The following is a 13,845-nucleotide window of genomic DNA, read 5'->3' as shown; positions in this document are numbered from 1 at the left end:
CGGTCACCAGAACAAGGGACGAGGGTCGAGCCACCACAGCAGTCTGCGCAGCGGCGGCTGTGACCTGCGCAGCGTCCGGGAATAGGTGCTGGTGAGGTCGGCCGCCGCCGCCGCGTCACCCGGACCGGCCGCCGGCCGCGGCCCGAAGCCGGCAGCGTTCACCTGCCCGGCGAGCCACTCCAGCTCGGGATACCGGGTCGCGACGTCCTGGACGGTGTAGGCCGCGGGAACGGGCCGTCCCGCCAGGCGCAGCGCGTCCAGCGCCTCCGCCCAGGCGCCCAGGATCCGCTCGGCGGGGGCACCCCGGCGCAGCCGTCTGCGCGTTCGGCGACGGCGCAGCGCCGGCACGACGAGCAGCGGCGACACGAGGAGTCCCACTCCGGCGGCCACGAGGATCGGCGTCCACATCCGGGTGCCGCGATCGCCGTCCCGGGTGGCGTATCCCGGTTCCGAGACGCTCGGTCCGGCCGGCTGCCCGGCTGAGGGCCGTTGGGACGGCCGGCTGTTCGGCCTCGCGCTCGGTACGGCCCCCTCGGGGGCGGCCCGCGAACCGGTGGTGGTCCGGCTGCCTGGTATGACGTCGAACGGCACCCAGCCGACGTCCTTGAAGTAGATCTCACCCCAGGCGACCGCGTCGCCGGTGTAGATCCACCGGTGGCCGGATCCGTCGGGCCGCCCCTGCCCGAATCCCACGACGACCCTGCTGGGCAGCCCGGCGGCGCGTGCCAGAACGGCGAACGCGCTCGCAAACTGGTCGGCGGTGCCCGCCCCCTGCCGCCCCTCGCCCGGGGCTACCAGGAACGAGGCGAGGCTGGCGTACCCGTGGCCGCCCCGGGCCCGGTTGTCGAGGACGTAGTGCTCGCGCAGGTACTCGGCCAGCCGCGCCGCCTGGTGGTACGGGGCGCCCCTTCCGGCAACGAGCACGGCCAGGTCCCTGATGCGCGCGGAGGGCTCCGGGGTCAGCTCTCGATAGATCTGGAACGCCGGGTCGGTGGGCACCAGCGCGTCGGCCAGGTCGGCCGGCCGCCAGTCCGGCACCTCACCGGTGACCGTGTACCGGCGTCCGGCGCTCTGCCCGCCGCGTGCCACCAGCGTGCCCGAGTTCGGGTCGTAGGCCACTGCAAGGCCCCGCACGCTGCGCGGGTATCCGGTGGTCGGCAGCCAGGGGCCGGGCATGTCCTCTACGGTGATGTCCGCGGTGTGCGCGGTGGCGCGCCGGGGCACCGGACTCGGTGGCGGGAGCCGGACGCCGGCCGGGCGGTACGCAGCCTCGGGCAGCCAGGTCTGGCCGGTGAACTCCGCCAGCGTCACCCACCGGAGCTCGACGGGCCGGTCGGCGCGTACCCGCAGCAGCCGTTCGTTCGGCCGCCGTCCCCAGGCCGGCAGGTAGCTCAGCGGGTTGACGACGTCCTGCGAGGCCGTGGGCGGCCGTGCCGCCGATCGGGGGTCGGGGGGGCGCCGCGACCAGTCCGCCATGATCGGTGGTCCGGCGAGCGCGGCGAGCGCGGCGAGCGCGGCGGCCGAGGCCAGCGTCCGCATGACCGTGCGGGTGTCGGGACGCCGGAGCGGACCACCGCCGGAGCCTGCGGGTGCCATGGTGCCCAGCAGCATCGCGGCGGTGGCCGCCAGGATGGCCACGGCGGCATGGCCTGGCCTGTCGGTGGGACCGGCCAGCACCACCGCACCGGTCAGCAGGGCCACCGGTGGCAGCAGCGCGGTCAGCGGGCGGGCCCTGCGCAATGCCGACGCCGACGCCGCGCCGGCCAGCCATGTCGCCAGCAGCGGGAGGGTGAGGGTGTCCACGGTCGCCGGCGCCGGGGGAGTCGTCGTCAGGATGCGGGCGCCCGAATGCAGCAACGCGTCGGCCGCCCCGGGGATCGCCCCCGGAACCGGGCCCGGCCGCCATGCCGCCAGTGCCGTCACACAGGCCAGGGGCACCAGCAGCCCGCACAGGAGGGCGCCGGCGGTGGACAGGCGCGCGGTCAGACCCGCCGCGACGGCCACCGACAGCGCCGCCGCACATCCGAGCAGCGCGAGCACCGGCGTCGGCTCTTCGTAGCCGGGGGCGAACACCAGCGCCGGGGCGCCCACCGCCGTGATCAGCGCCGTGTGCGCCGCGACGGCACCGCCACGGCCTCCCGGCGGACCGTCGCCGGCCCTCACCGCCACTCTTTTACCTTGTCCCAGCGCAGGGCCAGTTCCCCGGCGTCGGCGGCCTTCAGGACGAGCAGCCCCGGCATGGCCACGTCGCGTGTGGCGCCGATCAGGCCCACGATGAGAGCGGAGTAGAAGCCGCGCAGCTCGCCCAGCACCACCAGGTCCGCCGTATCGGCGGCGGCGCTGATCAGGACGACGACGTCTCCGGCCGGGCGCAGCCGCAGCAGCCGGCACGCGGTGACCAGCTCGGGGTCCGCGGAGCCCGCGGTGGCGGGCGGGTCCGCGGACGGCTCGTGTCGGTCACCCGGGCGGGCGGGAGCGGCCGTCGCCGGTGTCATCTCGGCGAGCAGGTCGAGCATGGCGGTGGGACCGGTCCTCCCGTCGGCACGGCGCCCCCCGATCAGCTGAAGCTCGATGCCGAGCCCGGCCCGGCACGCCGCGACGAGTACCGACGCGGCGGCGGCCGCCACTTCGTCCAGCTCGCCGAGCCCGGTCACCCGCCGGTCCACCAGGACGACGATCCGGGGCCGTGAGGTGTCGACGTGCTCGCGCGTCATGAGCCGCCCGTGCCGCGCGGAGCTGCGCCAGTGCACCCGCCGCAGGTCGTCGCCCGGGACGTACTCCCGCAACCCATGGAAGGTCAGGCCGCTCGAGTCGGCGGCGTCCCGCCGCCCATCGGGGTCGGCGACCGCGCCGTTCGGGACCGCGCGCATCGGGTGCACCGGTGGGTGCACCAGCACCCGCGTGGTCTCGCCATGGCGGCGGACGCTGCTCGCCAAGCCCAGCGCGTCGACCCGACCGGCCTCCAGCGGGCCGATGTCGACCACGCCCCGGCGGTCGGCGCGGAATGCGTAGCCGACCTGAGCGGGGAGCACCCGCAGCTCCGGCAGCGGCAGCCGTACGAGGCCGTCCGGACCGTCGACCCATTCCGCGGCCACCAGGACGCGCCGTGGCCTGCGGCCACGCGTCTCGGCCGCGACCTCGAGCGTCACCGTGATCATGTCCCCCTCACGCACCCGGGCGTTGGCCACCAGGCGCCGAACCCGGAACCGGGCGGGCCACCCGGCCTGCACGATCCCGGCTGCGACGGCGACCAGGGCCACGGCGCCGAGCAGCGCCAGCTCCCTGTAGCCGAAGAGCAGGCCCACCGCCAGCAGCGCCGCGCCGCTTCCGGCCACCAGCAGTCCCCGTTGGGTCGGCATGGCGTTCAGACGCGCTCGGCGGCCGCGTACGCCGCTCCGGGCTGCGGCGCCGGCGTCGCCTCCAGAATCTGCTCCAGCAGTGCGTCGCCGGTCAGATCGCGCAGCGCCGCATCGGGGGTCAGCACCAGCCGGTGCGCCAGCACCGGCCCGGCCAGCGTCTTGACGTCCTCGGGGAGCACGAACGGCCGCCCGTCGGCGAGGGCATGCGCCTGCGCGGCGCGGATCAACCCCACCGTGGCGCGTGGGGACACGCCCAGCCGCAGCGCGGGATGCTCCCGGGTGACCCGCGCGATCCTGAGCACGTAGTCGTACACCGAGTCGTGCACGTACACGCGCTTGGCCAGCTCGCCCATCAGGGAGATCCCCTTGGCGTCGGTCACCGGCTCCACCTCGTCCGCGGAACGCCGCGCCGCGCCGCGCATCAGCGCCAGCTCCACGGCCGCGTCGGGATACCCCAGTGACAGACGCACCATGAAGCGGTCGAGTTGCGCCTCGGGCAGCCGGTAGGCGCCGTCCATCTCCACCGGGTTCTGCGTCGCCACGACCAGGAACGGCCTCGGCACGGGGTGCCGCGTGCCGTCCACGGTGACATGCCGCTCCTCCATCACCTCCAGCAGCGCGGACTGGGTCTTGGGGGACGCGCGGTTGATCTCGTCGGCGATCAGCACGTTCGCGAACACCGGACCGGGATGGAACTCGAACCGGCCGGCCGCCTGGTCGAAGACGGTGACACCGGTGACGTCGGCGGGCAGCAGGTCGGGGGTGAACTGGATCCGCCGCCACGTACCGGTCATCATCGCGGCGATGGCGCGGGCCAGGGTCGTCTTGCCCACTCCGGGCACGTCCTCGAAGAGGATGTGCCCTTCGTTGAACAGTGCGGTGAGTGCCAGCCGCACGACGTCGGGCTTGCCGAGGACGACCGTTTCGATGGCGGTGGCGATCCGATCCGCCTCGTCGGATGCGATGGCGGCCTCGTTCGGAGTCAACGGTCTGGAAGTGTCGTTCACTGAGTCCCAACTCTGGCGTTCACGTCGTCCCGCTGCCCGCGGGGCGTCCACTGTCGTCCCGATGACCGGCCGTCCCGTCGTCACGCGCCGTCCGGGCATGGTGGGACCGTCCGGAATCGACCCGAGCCCGCCATCGTGAGACGGCGGGCCGATCGCCACCGTCGACCATCGATCGAATATCTACGGGTCGAGGGGGCCGTGTCCGGGGATCATCCCGGGTTCGTCGGAGCCCCCACCGCCGGGGTCGACGGAGATGATGTCCCCGCCGCCGGGATCGATGGGGGTGACGTCCTCGCTGCCCCCGCCGGGGTCGCCGGGGTCGACGGGGGTGACGTCCCCGCCGCCGGGGTCGACAGGGGTGACGCCCCCATTGCCGGGGGCGCTCGGCGTAGAGATCACCACCCTGTTGCTCGGGGCACTGGTGCCGCTGCTGACTCCGGAGCTGCTACGGGCGACGACGGTGAACGTCCAGGACCCGTCGGGCATGCCGGCGATGGACATCTGCACCTTGGGCCGCCCGTTGACGTAGGTGACCGGTGAGGTGCCCCAGGTGCGCGTTGGGTAGCTCGCGCCGCCCGTGTGGTTGGTCGCGGCGATGATGTACTGGTCGGCCCCGGCGACCTGGTCCCAGCTCACTTCGACGACACCGTTCGCCAGTTCCTCCGCGCTGACCCCGGTGGGGGTGTCGAGGCGTGCCGCAGCCGGTGTGACCTGCCCCGACTGGGCGAAGGCGCCGGTGCCGAAGCGGTTGGTCGCAGCCACCCGGAAGCGGTACGCACGGCCATTGGTCAACCCTGTCACCGTGGTCCTCAACTGGTCACCGGCCACCGTGGTCTCACCGCCGTTCCACGTCACCCGGTAGCTGCTGACGGGGGCGTCCGGCGAGTACGCCGCCTCCCACGACAGCGTGACCTGCCGGTCACCGGCCAACGCGGTCACCGGTACCGGCGCCCCTGGCGGATCACTGCCCTCCGGCGCCGGGGGCGCCGGGGACGGGGACGTGGAGGGCGTGGAGGGCGTCTCCGGTGCGGGCCCGGACGACTGCGGCGGTGGCGAGGGAGCGCCGCGATCGTCGGACGGGTCGGGGTCACGATTCTCTTCGCCGCCGATGGTGGACGGCCCCTCTGTCTTGTCGACGATCCTGACCTGGTGCTCCGGTGTGACGGCGGCGGCGTTGGGGCCGCTGGGATCGTTGATGAACAGGTTGGTGTCATGAATCCGGAGTTCCAGGCCGGCGCCGCCGCGGCTACCGGCACCGGGGATGGTGATCACGCTCACCTGGGGGCCGCCCGGCTTGTACACCCGCACCCGGCGCCCCTCGGAGTCGGGTACGTAGAGCCGTCCGGAGAAGGGCACCGCCGGGCTCGGGACTTGGCTGTGCACCAACGTCTTCTGCGCCTTGTCCCCGCCGCTCAGCACATTGTCGATCGTCACCACGGCACGCGCGGGCGGCACGGTGACGGCGGCGAGCGACCCCTCCGTGCGATCGGGCGCGATCGCATCGGTCAGCGTCACAGGTGAGGTGATCTCGCGGGTGTTCTCCCCGTCGACCACCACCAGCCGGGCGCCCTTGCGGTCGGCCGCCAACGCGCCCCGGTCGAGCACGGTGAACGCCAGATCACCGCCGGGCCGGGCGACCGGGACCGTGTGGGTCACCTTCGGTACGTCCCCGGTCAGGCGGACGCCGATGGCCGTCCCCTGCCCCGGTGAGGCGACCCACAGTTCCCCCTTGCGGTCGAACTCTCCGCCGACCAGCGGACCGGGCAGGCGCAGCCCGTGTGCCGCCGGTTGCAGGGTGGCCGGGTCGAGCTTGCGGATCTCTCCCTTCGCCCGGTCGATGAGGAAAGCGTCCTTGTCGTTGAGGGCGATATGGAAACTCCCCCGCGTGCCCACGTCCAGCCGGCCGGAGAAGCCCAGGGACGTCAGGTCCACCGAGGTGACCCGGCCGGTGTCGAGGTCATGCAGGATCAGGTACCGGTCGTTCTGCGTGACGGTCACCCGGTGTCCCCGCGAGTCCGGCACGGGCTGGCGCAGATCGACCTCGCCGGTCTGCGCGTTGACCCGGCTGACCTGTGCCTTCTCGCTGCTCCACAGCCAGCCGCTGCCGTCGAAGACCGTGGCGGTCCGGCCGAGGGCGCCGACCCCGAACACGGTCGCCAGCAATGCGAGCGCCAGCACTCCCGCGGTTCCCGCCGATAGGCCGCCGCGGATCCGGAGTCTGACTGCGGCGAGTCGATCCCTCACGGTGATCCTTCCGATTCGCCGGTCCCATCACCAGGTCGGGCACACGAAACCACCCATTGGCGCTCTGATGCAGCCCTTGCCCAGTGGACGACATGAATAAAATAAGGCTATCTGAACATCATAGAGACATCTATGAACTTCTGATAACACTTCCCGCTCGGATAACTGATCACGGTCGGTCGGCCACTTTCCGTGTCGTTCCGGCGAGATCACTGGCGGGTACCGCCGGCCGGAGGTGTTCCCCGGCGCCGAGGGTGGCGACGCCTATGCCCAGCGATCGGCCCTGATGGGGGCGGTGTGCGGTCATTGGTGAGGAGCAGCCCAGCGGCGAGCAGGTCGCTGAGTGCGCGGCCTAGGTCGCTGCCGACGTTTGAGAGCTCTGCAAGGGAGGCCCCGAAGATCATGAGCCGACGGAAGACATCCCCAGTTGCTCTTGCGGTGGCAGGTGGCGTATTTCGATCGGCCAAGATCGACGCGTGATGTTGTGGAGGCGTGGCCTCCGGCGCGGCGTAGGTTGGCGGATGTGCGCAGGCTCCCGGCCAGATACCAGGGGTCGAGCCGTCCGACCATCGGGCGTGGGACTGTCAGCCGCGGGCCGAGCACTATAGGGGCGGTCTCAACCCAGGCGTCAAAAGCTCGCTATCGCCCGCATTCTTCAGCTGCCCCAGGTCTGCGGCATCAATCCAGTGCTCGGGGCCACTACCGAGAAGCAGATCCGCGAGCATGAGAACGCGGACACCGGATGGTGGACGCTCTCCACGGTGCAGCAGGTGTTCAGGAACCGTGCGGCCGTGCAGCATGGAGATGGCACCTGTGCGGTGTAGCCCGGCGACCGTGACATTGACCGGCGCGCTGGTCGGGGCGACGGACAGAGTTGTAAGCGACCTGCGCAATTCTACGATACGGTCTAGGCCCGAGTTGAATGCGACCCATCCTTTTCGAAGGTCACTGGCCACGGCGGTGTCGTATGGAAGGACGTGCCGCGCGGGTGAGAGGTCGACTTGCTCGTCGAGCGGGTCCATAACCGGTACCGCCTGGACTCCGGAGCCTTTCCTGTCGCGCAGGCGGCGACCGGGATGTCGCAGTCGGCCATCTCGCGGATCTGGCGGGCGTTCGACCTCAGGCCGCACACCGTGCAGACCTGGAAGCTGTCGGCCGATCCGACGACTATGTCCGGCACGGCACCACCAGCCTGTTCGCCGCCCTGGACCTGGGCTCGCGGTCGGTGATCGCCCAGCACTACCGCCGCCACCGCCACCAGGAGTTCCTGCGCTTTTGAAGCTGATCGACGCCGCCGTCCCCCAGGATCTGGATCTGCACTTGGTGCTGGACAACCACGCCACCCACAAGACCGAGCAGGTCAAGCAGTGGCTGATCCGCCATCCGTCCATGGCCATCGCCGAGTATGTGGCGGACATCGTCGAAGGCAAGCGGAAGGCGTGAATCCGCGCGGACGAGGCGGTTGAGGTCGCGTACCCGGGCGAGCGCGGCGCGGCGACCGCGGAGGCCCGCACCGCCAACGGCGTCCCGATCGCGGCGAAGGTGTGGAAGGAGCTGCGGTCGGCCTCGGACAGGTGCGGGCGACATTGCCCCCGACGGGCGGCTGACCTCCGGCAACGGGGTGTCGCGAATCACCGGCCCCGGCATGGAAGCTTAGGCAAGGCTAAGTTAAATTTAGGCTGGCCTAAATGCGGTGCGCGGGTCAGCCCGCCACCCGACCCCCTGGAGTTCCGAATGAGAGCCGTCCGTCACCTCAGCGGCGTCGCGGCAGCCCTGACCGTGACCCTCGTCGCCGTTACCGGCTGTGCCGAGAAGGATGGCGGCGGGGGCTCGGACGTCATCCAGGTGACCGCGAGTGACAGCGAGTGCAAGGTCTCGCGCACGCGGTTCCCGGCCGGACATGTCAGGCTCGCCGTGAAGAACAGTGGCGCCAAGGTCACCGAGGTCTACATCTACGCGCCCGGCGACAGGATCGTCACCGAGCGGGAGAACATCGGGCCCGGCACCAGTGCCGACATCACCGCCGAGGTCAAGGCCGGGTCCTACGAGATCGCCTGCAAGCCCGGGATGAAGGGTGACGGCATCCGGCAGAAGGTGACCGCCATCGGCCAGGGCGCTCCCAAGCAGCGGGACCCGCGCCTGGACAAGGCCGTCGCCGACTACCGCAAGTACGTGCAGGCGCAGGCCGACGAGACCCTGCCCAAGGCCGAAAAGTTCGCCGCCGCCGTCAAGGCGGGCGACATCGAGGCCGCGAAGGACGCCTACGCGGCCTCCCGGATCGGCTGGGAGCGCACCGAACCGGTCGCCGAGTCGTTCGGCGACATCGACCCCAAGGTGGACGTGCGCGAGGACGGTCTGGAGCAGGGCCAGACCTGGACCGGCTGGCACCGCCTCGAGAAGGCGCTGTGGCAGGACGGCAGGATCGGCGCCGACGAGAAGCACCTGGCCGACCAGCTGATCAAGGATCTGAAGGACTGGCAGAAGCGCGTCGGCACCGCCGAGATCACCCCGACCAGCATGGCCAACGGCGCCAAGGAACTGCTGGACGAGGTCGCCACTGGCAAGGTCACCGGAGAGGAGGAGCGCTACAGCCACACCGACCTGGCCGACTTCCAGGCCAACGTGGAGGGCGCGCACAAGTCCTACGAGCTGCTCAAGACCGTCGCGGCCGAGCGGGACCCCGCGCTGACCACCGAGCTGGACAGGCGGTTCAAGGCCCTGTTCGCCCTCCTCGACGAGCACCGGGACAAGGGCTCGCCCGACGGCTTCGTCGCCTACGACACCGTCGGCAAGGACGACCGCAAGGAACTGTCGGACGGTGTCAACGCCCTCGCCGAGCCGCTGTCGAAGCTGGCCGCCGCGGTCGCGAGATGAGGGAGGCCCCGTGAGCATCGAACACACCGGCGCGCGCGGTGCGGTGCCGCGCCGCGCGGTGCTCGGCTGGGGCGGCGCGGGCCTCGCGCTCGGCGTGACCGCCTCCGGCGGCGCGGCCGCCGCCGCGATCGGCATCGCCGACGACGCCGCCTCCCCGGCCGGGGAGGCCGTGCCGTTCTACGGCGCGCACCAGGCGGGCATCGCCACCCCCGTCCAGGACCGGCTGCACTTCGCCGCGTTCGACGTCACCACCGATGACCGGAACGCGCTGGTCGCCATGCTCAAGGAGTGGACGCGGGCCGCGGCGCGGATGACCGCGGGACGGCCGGTCGGCGACGGCGCGGTCGGCGGCCTGCCCGAGGCTCCGCCGGACGACACCGGGGAAGCGCTGGGCCTCAAGCCGTCCCGCCTCACCCTGACCGTCGGATTCGGCCCCACGCTGTTCGCGAAGGACGGCAAGGACCGGTTCGGCATCGCCGCGCGCCGTCCGCCCGCGCTGGTCGACCTGCCGACGTTCCCGGGCGACAACCTGGACCCGGCGCGCAGCGGCGGCGACATCTGCGTCCAGGCGTGCGCGGACGACCCGCAGGTGGCGGTGCACGCGATCCGCAACCTGGCGCGCATCGGCTTCGGCAAGGTGTCGGTGCGCTGGTCGCAGCTGGGATTCGGCAAGACGTCCTCGACCACGCCGGAGGCGCAGACCCCGCGCAACCTGTTGGGGTTCAAGGACGGCACCCGCAACGTCTCCGGTACCGACGTCGCCGCGCTGGACGAGCACGTCTGGGTGTCGGCGAAGGACGGCCCGCCGTGGATGGTCGGCGGCTCGTACCTGGTCGCGCGCCGGATCGCGATGCGCATCGAGACCTGGGACCGCACCTCGCTCAAGGAGCAGGAGGACATCATCGGCCGCACCAAGGGCGAGGGCGCGCCGGTCGGGCGCCGGCGCGAGCACGACGAGCCGGACCTGGCGGCGATGCTGCCCGACGCGCACGTGCGGCTGGCCCATCCCGACACCAACGACGGGGCCCGGATGCTGCGGCGCGGCTACTCCTACACCGACGGCACCGACGGGCTGGGACGGCTCGACGCGGGCCTGTTCTTCCTGGCCTACCAGCGCGACATCCGCCGGGGCTTCCTCCCCGTGCAGACCCGGCTCGCACGGAGCGACGCACTCAATGAGTACATCCAGCATGTCGGCTCGGCGGTCTTCGCGATCCCACCCGGTGTCCGCGACGCGGCCGACTGGTGGGGCAAGGAGCTGTTCGCCTGATGTTCGCCAACTACCTGATCGGGCTTCGTGAGGGCCTGGAGGCCGGCCTGATCGTCGGCATCCTGGTCGCCTACCTGGTCAAGACCGGGCGGCGGGACGCGCTACGGCCCGTCTGGACGGGCGTGGCCATCGCGGTCGGCATCAGCCTGGCCTTCGGCGCGGTCCTGGAGTACGGGACGACCACGCTGACGTTCGAGGCGCAGGAGTTCCTCGGTGGCACCCTGTCCATCGTCGCGGTGGGGCTGGTCACCTGGATGGTGTTCTGGATGCGCCGTACCGCCCGGCATCTGAGGTCCGAGCTGCACGGCAAGCTCGACCAGGCGCTGGGCATGGGCACCATGGCACTGGTGGTGACGGCGTTCCTGGCGGTGGGCCGGGAGGGATTGGAGACCGCCCTGTTCGTCTGGTCGGCCGTTCAAGCCACCGGCGAGGGGGCACGGCCGCTGGCGGGCGCGCTGCTGGGGCTGGCCACCGCGGTCCTGCTGGCCTGGCTGTTCTATCGCGGCGCGCTCAGGATCAACCTGGGCCGCTTCTTCACCTGGACGGGCGCGATGCTGGTGGTCGTGGCCGCCGGCGTGCTCGCCTACGGCTTCCACGACCTGCAGGAGGCGCGTTTCCTGCCGGGCCTGGGCACCAAGGCGTTCGACGTCAGCGGCACGATTCCGCCCGAGAGCTGGTACGGCACCCTCCTCAAGGGCACGATCAACTTTCAGCCCGACCCCACGGTGTTGCAGGTGGTCGTCTGGCTGCTGTACGTCGTCCCGGTCCTGACGCTGTTCCTGCTCCCCGCCGGGCGCAAGCCCGCTCCGGCCCCTTCCGGCTGATCGCCCCGTCCGGTGCCCGCCGGCTCCGGCGTCAGGCGGTTCGCGGCGCGTCGGCGGGGGCGAGGCGCGCCGCGCGATGTGGGGTAGAGCCCGGCTATGGCGCCGATGAGGAGGGCGCCACCGAGCCCGGCCCACACCGCGCCAGACAGCGCCTGAGGCCGCGGCGACCTGGCGTTATGCGGCCCCCTTCCTGTCTTCCTCCTCGAGCAGGCGGCGGGCCGTCGCCAGCGGTTCATGCGCGATCCAGGCGTGGACGTCGAAATCGTCGTCGATGAATCCGGTCCGCAGCAGGAAGTTCTTCTGGTCCTCCAGCAGGGCGATCAGGTTCTCGTCGAGACTGGGCTGCAGGGCGGCTGCGACGCCGGGGGAGTAGGCGAGGTCGACCCATTCCTCCGCGATTCCGGAGTCCCGCGCTATGAGCCGCTTGGCTTCCGCCTGGTCGTCCGCCGCCCAGCGCGCCGTGCGCAGCGCCTGCGCGAGGTACCGGACGACGATGTCCGGGCGTTCGTCCAGGAGCTCGCCCCGAACCGTGAACACGACCGGTGCGAGGTTGTTGATCCGGTCGCGGGGTCGGGCGACGCGGCCAGGTCGGCCACCACCGTGGCGTCCAGAAGGGCCTGCAACTCCGCGCCCTGCGCAGTCACATGCAGCGCGTCCACCTCCCCGCGCAACAGCGCCCGCAGTTCGGGGCCTTGGCGGCGGCGCATGTCACGGGCGCTGAACAGTGAGCGGCTCAGAACACCGGCCTCGGGTTCCTTGCCGACCAGTGGCTCGGTGATGGTCACGTCGACGAACTCCACGTCGTCCGGCCCGAGCCCGGCCGACGCCAGCGCGGTGAGGTAGCCGCGCAGCGCGGTGGCGCGAGGGTAGTCGACCGGATCGTTGGGCCGCTGGAGCAGCGCCAGCCGTCTGCCCTTCAGGTCGGCGGGCGTGGCGATGCCCGAACCGGGCAGCGCCAGGACGGCGGAGTAGTGCTCGACCCAGCTCAGCCCGATGACCCGCACGTTCCGTCCCCGCGACCTGGCCCAGATCGGCGGGATGTTGCCGCCCTCGCGGAACGCGTCCGGCCGGCTCTGGTCGTAGTGGGCCTCCCGCACTGAACGGTCGGGGTGCGCACGGATCGAGCGCAGTTCGACGTCGCCGCCGGAGAACCGGGCCTGCAGATCCCCGCGGGCGATGGCCAGGCTCGACGCCGCGGGCACCGGGCATACCGTGTACCAGACGTCGCGTGGTCCTGCTGTCGCGGACATTGTCCCTCCTTCAAAGAGCTCTAAAAAAGCGCGCCATCGGGTGGGAGCCGCCGGTTCAGCACCCAGTCGCCGATGTGGTGGTATTTCCAGACCTCGGGATCGTGGAGCGTGTGCGTACGGGCATTGCGCCAGTGCCGGTGCAGATTCCAGCGCTCGTCGGTGGCCGAGGTGCCGGTCAGGGCGAACATGTCGCTCGCGACCTGAACGGCCGCCGCCGACGCGGCCGCCTCGAGGTCCTGACGGGGCAGGCGGCCCCGGATGGGCGGCGGCGGTTGAAGCGTAAGGCGCCGACCCAGGCGCTGGTGATGCAGAAGCTCAGCGAAGCGGTCGATGAGCTGGAGAAAGGCATCGAGGCTGACCGGAACTGCACGGTCGAGCGCGCCGTGAATGATCTGCTGAGAAGACTTGCCGCGCAGGGCCGGGCCGACACGACCGTGCAAACCCACGGGAGATGGTCGATCTGCACCTGATCCCGCGGCTCGGGCAGGCGCGGGGTCGGACGCTGACCGCCGATGACGTGGAGACCTGGCTGCTCGACCGGGCGGACAAGTTGTCGACCAGCACGCTCGGCATCCTGCACGCGCTGCTGACACGAGCGTTGCGGCGGGCGCGGCGGCACGACAAGGTCGCCCGCAACGTCTCCGAGCTGGTCGACACGCCATGTGGCCGGCCGGGACCGCGTCGATGTCGATGTCATGTGAACAGGCATCGCTGTTGCGACGGGAAGCCATGTACGGCGGGCATCGGCTGGGCCCGTACGTCGTGCTGGGCCTGCTGGTGGGGATGCGGACCGAGGAGCTGCGGGCGCTGGGCTGGGACCGGGTGGACCTGGAGAACCGGACGGTTGTGGTGACACGGTCGGCCCGGTTCGGAGGCGACACCAAGACCGCCTAGGACTGCACTGAATAACTGCGGTTGTCCCGGTCGAGCTAACGCTCGACTGGGATACTGGTGTGGTGCAGGGTGTGAGCAAGGGCGAGCCAGAGTTGCTGGACGCGGCGGCGCTGGTGGGGCATC

At 71.6% G+C, this 13,845-nt stretch carries 11 protein-coding genes; 5 read left to right on the top strand and 6 right to left on the bottom strand.

What is annotated here, in order from left to right; all coding sequences use genetic code 11:
• Window positions 1-3 precede the first annotated feature (3 nt).
• From QSK21_RS28900 to QSK21_RS28885, 4 genes are all read right to left on the bottom strand, one after another.
• On the bottom strand, window positions 4-2,163 hold the full coding sequence (locus QSK21_RS28900) for a transglutaminase TgpA family protein (protein WP_285700505.1): 2,160 nt from the start codon (window positions 2,161-2,163) through the stop codon (window positions 4-6).
• Window positions 2,160-3,359, bottom strand: a complete 1,200-nt coding sequence (locus tag QSK21_RS28895) for a DUF58 domain-containing protein (protein WP_285700503.1) — start codon at window positions 3,357-3,359, stop codon at window positions 2,160-2,162. Before QSK21_RS28895 ends, QSK21_RS28900 begins: the two co-directional genes overlap by 4 nt.
• A gap of 5 nt (window positions 3,360-3,364) precedes the next feature.
• The gene (locus tag QSK21_RS28890) at window positions 3,365-4,345 is read right to left on the bottom strand and encodes an AAA family ATPase (protein WP_285700502.1); all 981 of its coding nucleotides are present in this window, start codon (window positions 4,343-4,345) and stop codon (window positions 3,365-3,367) included.
• A gap of 201 nt (window positions 4,346-4,546) precedes the next feature.
• Window positions 4,547-6,544 carry a fibronectin type III domain-containing protein gene (locus QSK21_RS28885; RefSeq protein WP_285700501.1) on the bottom strand — a complete coding sequence of 666 codons (1,998 nt, stop codon included), beginning with the start codon at window positions 6,542-6,544 and terminating at the stop codon, window positions 4,547-4,549.
• Between the two features lie 1,341 nt (window positions 6,545-7,885).
• On the opposite strand from QSK21_RS28885, the gene QSK21_RS36385 reads away from it, so the two are divergent.
• The 4 genes from QSK21_RS36385 to efeU all read left to right on the top strand — a co-directional run bounded on the left by QSK21_RS36385 (window position 7,886) and on the right by efeU (window position 11,578).
• Window positions 7,886-8,053 (top strand): hypothetical protein, encoded by a 168-nt coding sequence (locus QSK21_RS36385; RefSeq protein ID WP_502871607.1) that lies wholly within the window; start codon window positions 7,886-7,888, stop codon window positions 8,051-8,053.
• Between the two features lie 291 nt (window positions 8,054-8,344).
• Window positions 8,345-9,484 (top strand): iron uptake system protein EfeO, encoded by a 1,140-nt coding sequence (gene efeO / locus QSK21_RS28875; protein ID WP_285700499.1) that lies wholly within the window; start codon window positions 8,345-8,347, stop codon window positions 9,482-9,484.
• A gap of 10 nt (window positions 9,485-9,494) precedes the next feature.
• Window positions 9,495-10,754 (top strand): iron uptake transporter deferrochelatase/peroxidase subunit, encoded by a 1,260-nt coding sequence (gene efeB / locus QSK21_RS28870; protein WP_285700498.1) that lies wholly within the window; start codon window positions 9,495-9,497, stop codon window positions 10,752-10,754.
• A complete protein-coding gene (efeU, locus tag QSK21_RS28865) occupies window positions 10,754-11,578 on the top strand; it encodes an iron uptake transporter permease EfeU (RefSeq protein WP_285700497.1) in 825 nt (274 codons plus the stop codon). Before efeB ends, efeU begins: the two co-directional genes overlap by 1 nt.
• 413 nt (window positions 11,579-11,991) lie before the next feature.
• Here efeU and QSK21_RS28860 read toward each other — a convergent pair whose 3' ends face one another.
• Both QSK21_RS28860 and QSK21_RS28855 read right to left on the bottom strand, forming a co-directional pair.
• Window positions 11,992-12,828, bottom strand: a complete 837-nt coding sequence (locus QSK21_RS28860) for an ABC transporter substrate-binding protein (RefSeq protein WP_285700496.1) — start codon at window positions 12,826-12,828, stop codon at window positions 11,992-11,994.
• A gap of 20 nt (window positions 12,829-12,848) precedes the next feature.
• Entirely contained in the window at window positions 12,849-13,274 is a 426-nt protein-coding gene (locus QSK21_RS28855) for a hypothetical protein (RefSeq protein WP_285700495.1), read from the bottom strand.
• Between the two features lie 283 nt (window positions 13,275-13,557).
• Between QSK21_RS28855 and QSK21_RS28850 the strand changes: the two genes are divergently transcribed.
• Window positions 13,558-13,722 carry a hypothetical protein gene (locus QSK21_RS28850; RefSeq protein WP_285700494.1) on the top strand — a complete coding sequence of 55 codons (165 nt, stop codon included), beginning with the start codon at window positions 13,558-13,560 and terminating at the stop codon, window positions 13,720-13,722.
• The last annotated feature ends 123 nt before the right edge of the window (window positions 13,723-13,845 follow it).

Source organism: Actinomadura sp. NBRC 104412 (genome assembly GCF_030269515.1).
GTDB lineage: Bacteria > Actinomycetota > Actinomycetes > Streptosporangiales > Streptosporangiaceae > Spirillospora.
The sequence above is the reverse complement of the archived record's forward strand: the minus strand, read 5'-3'. Positions and strand labels throughout refer to the sequence as shown.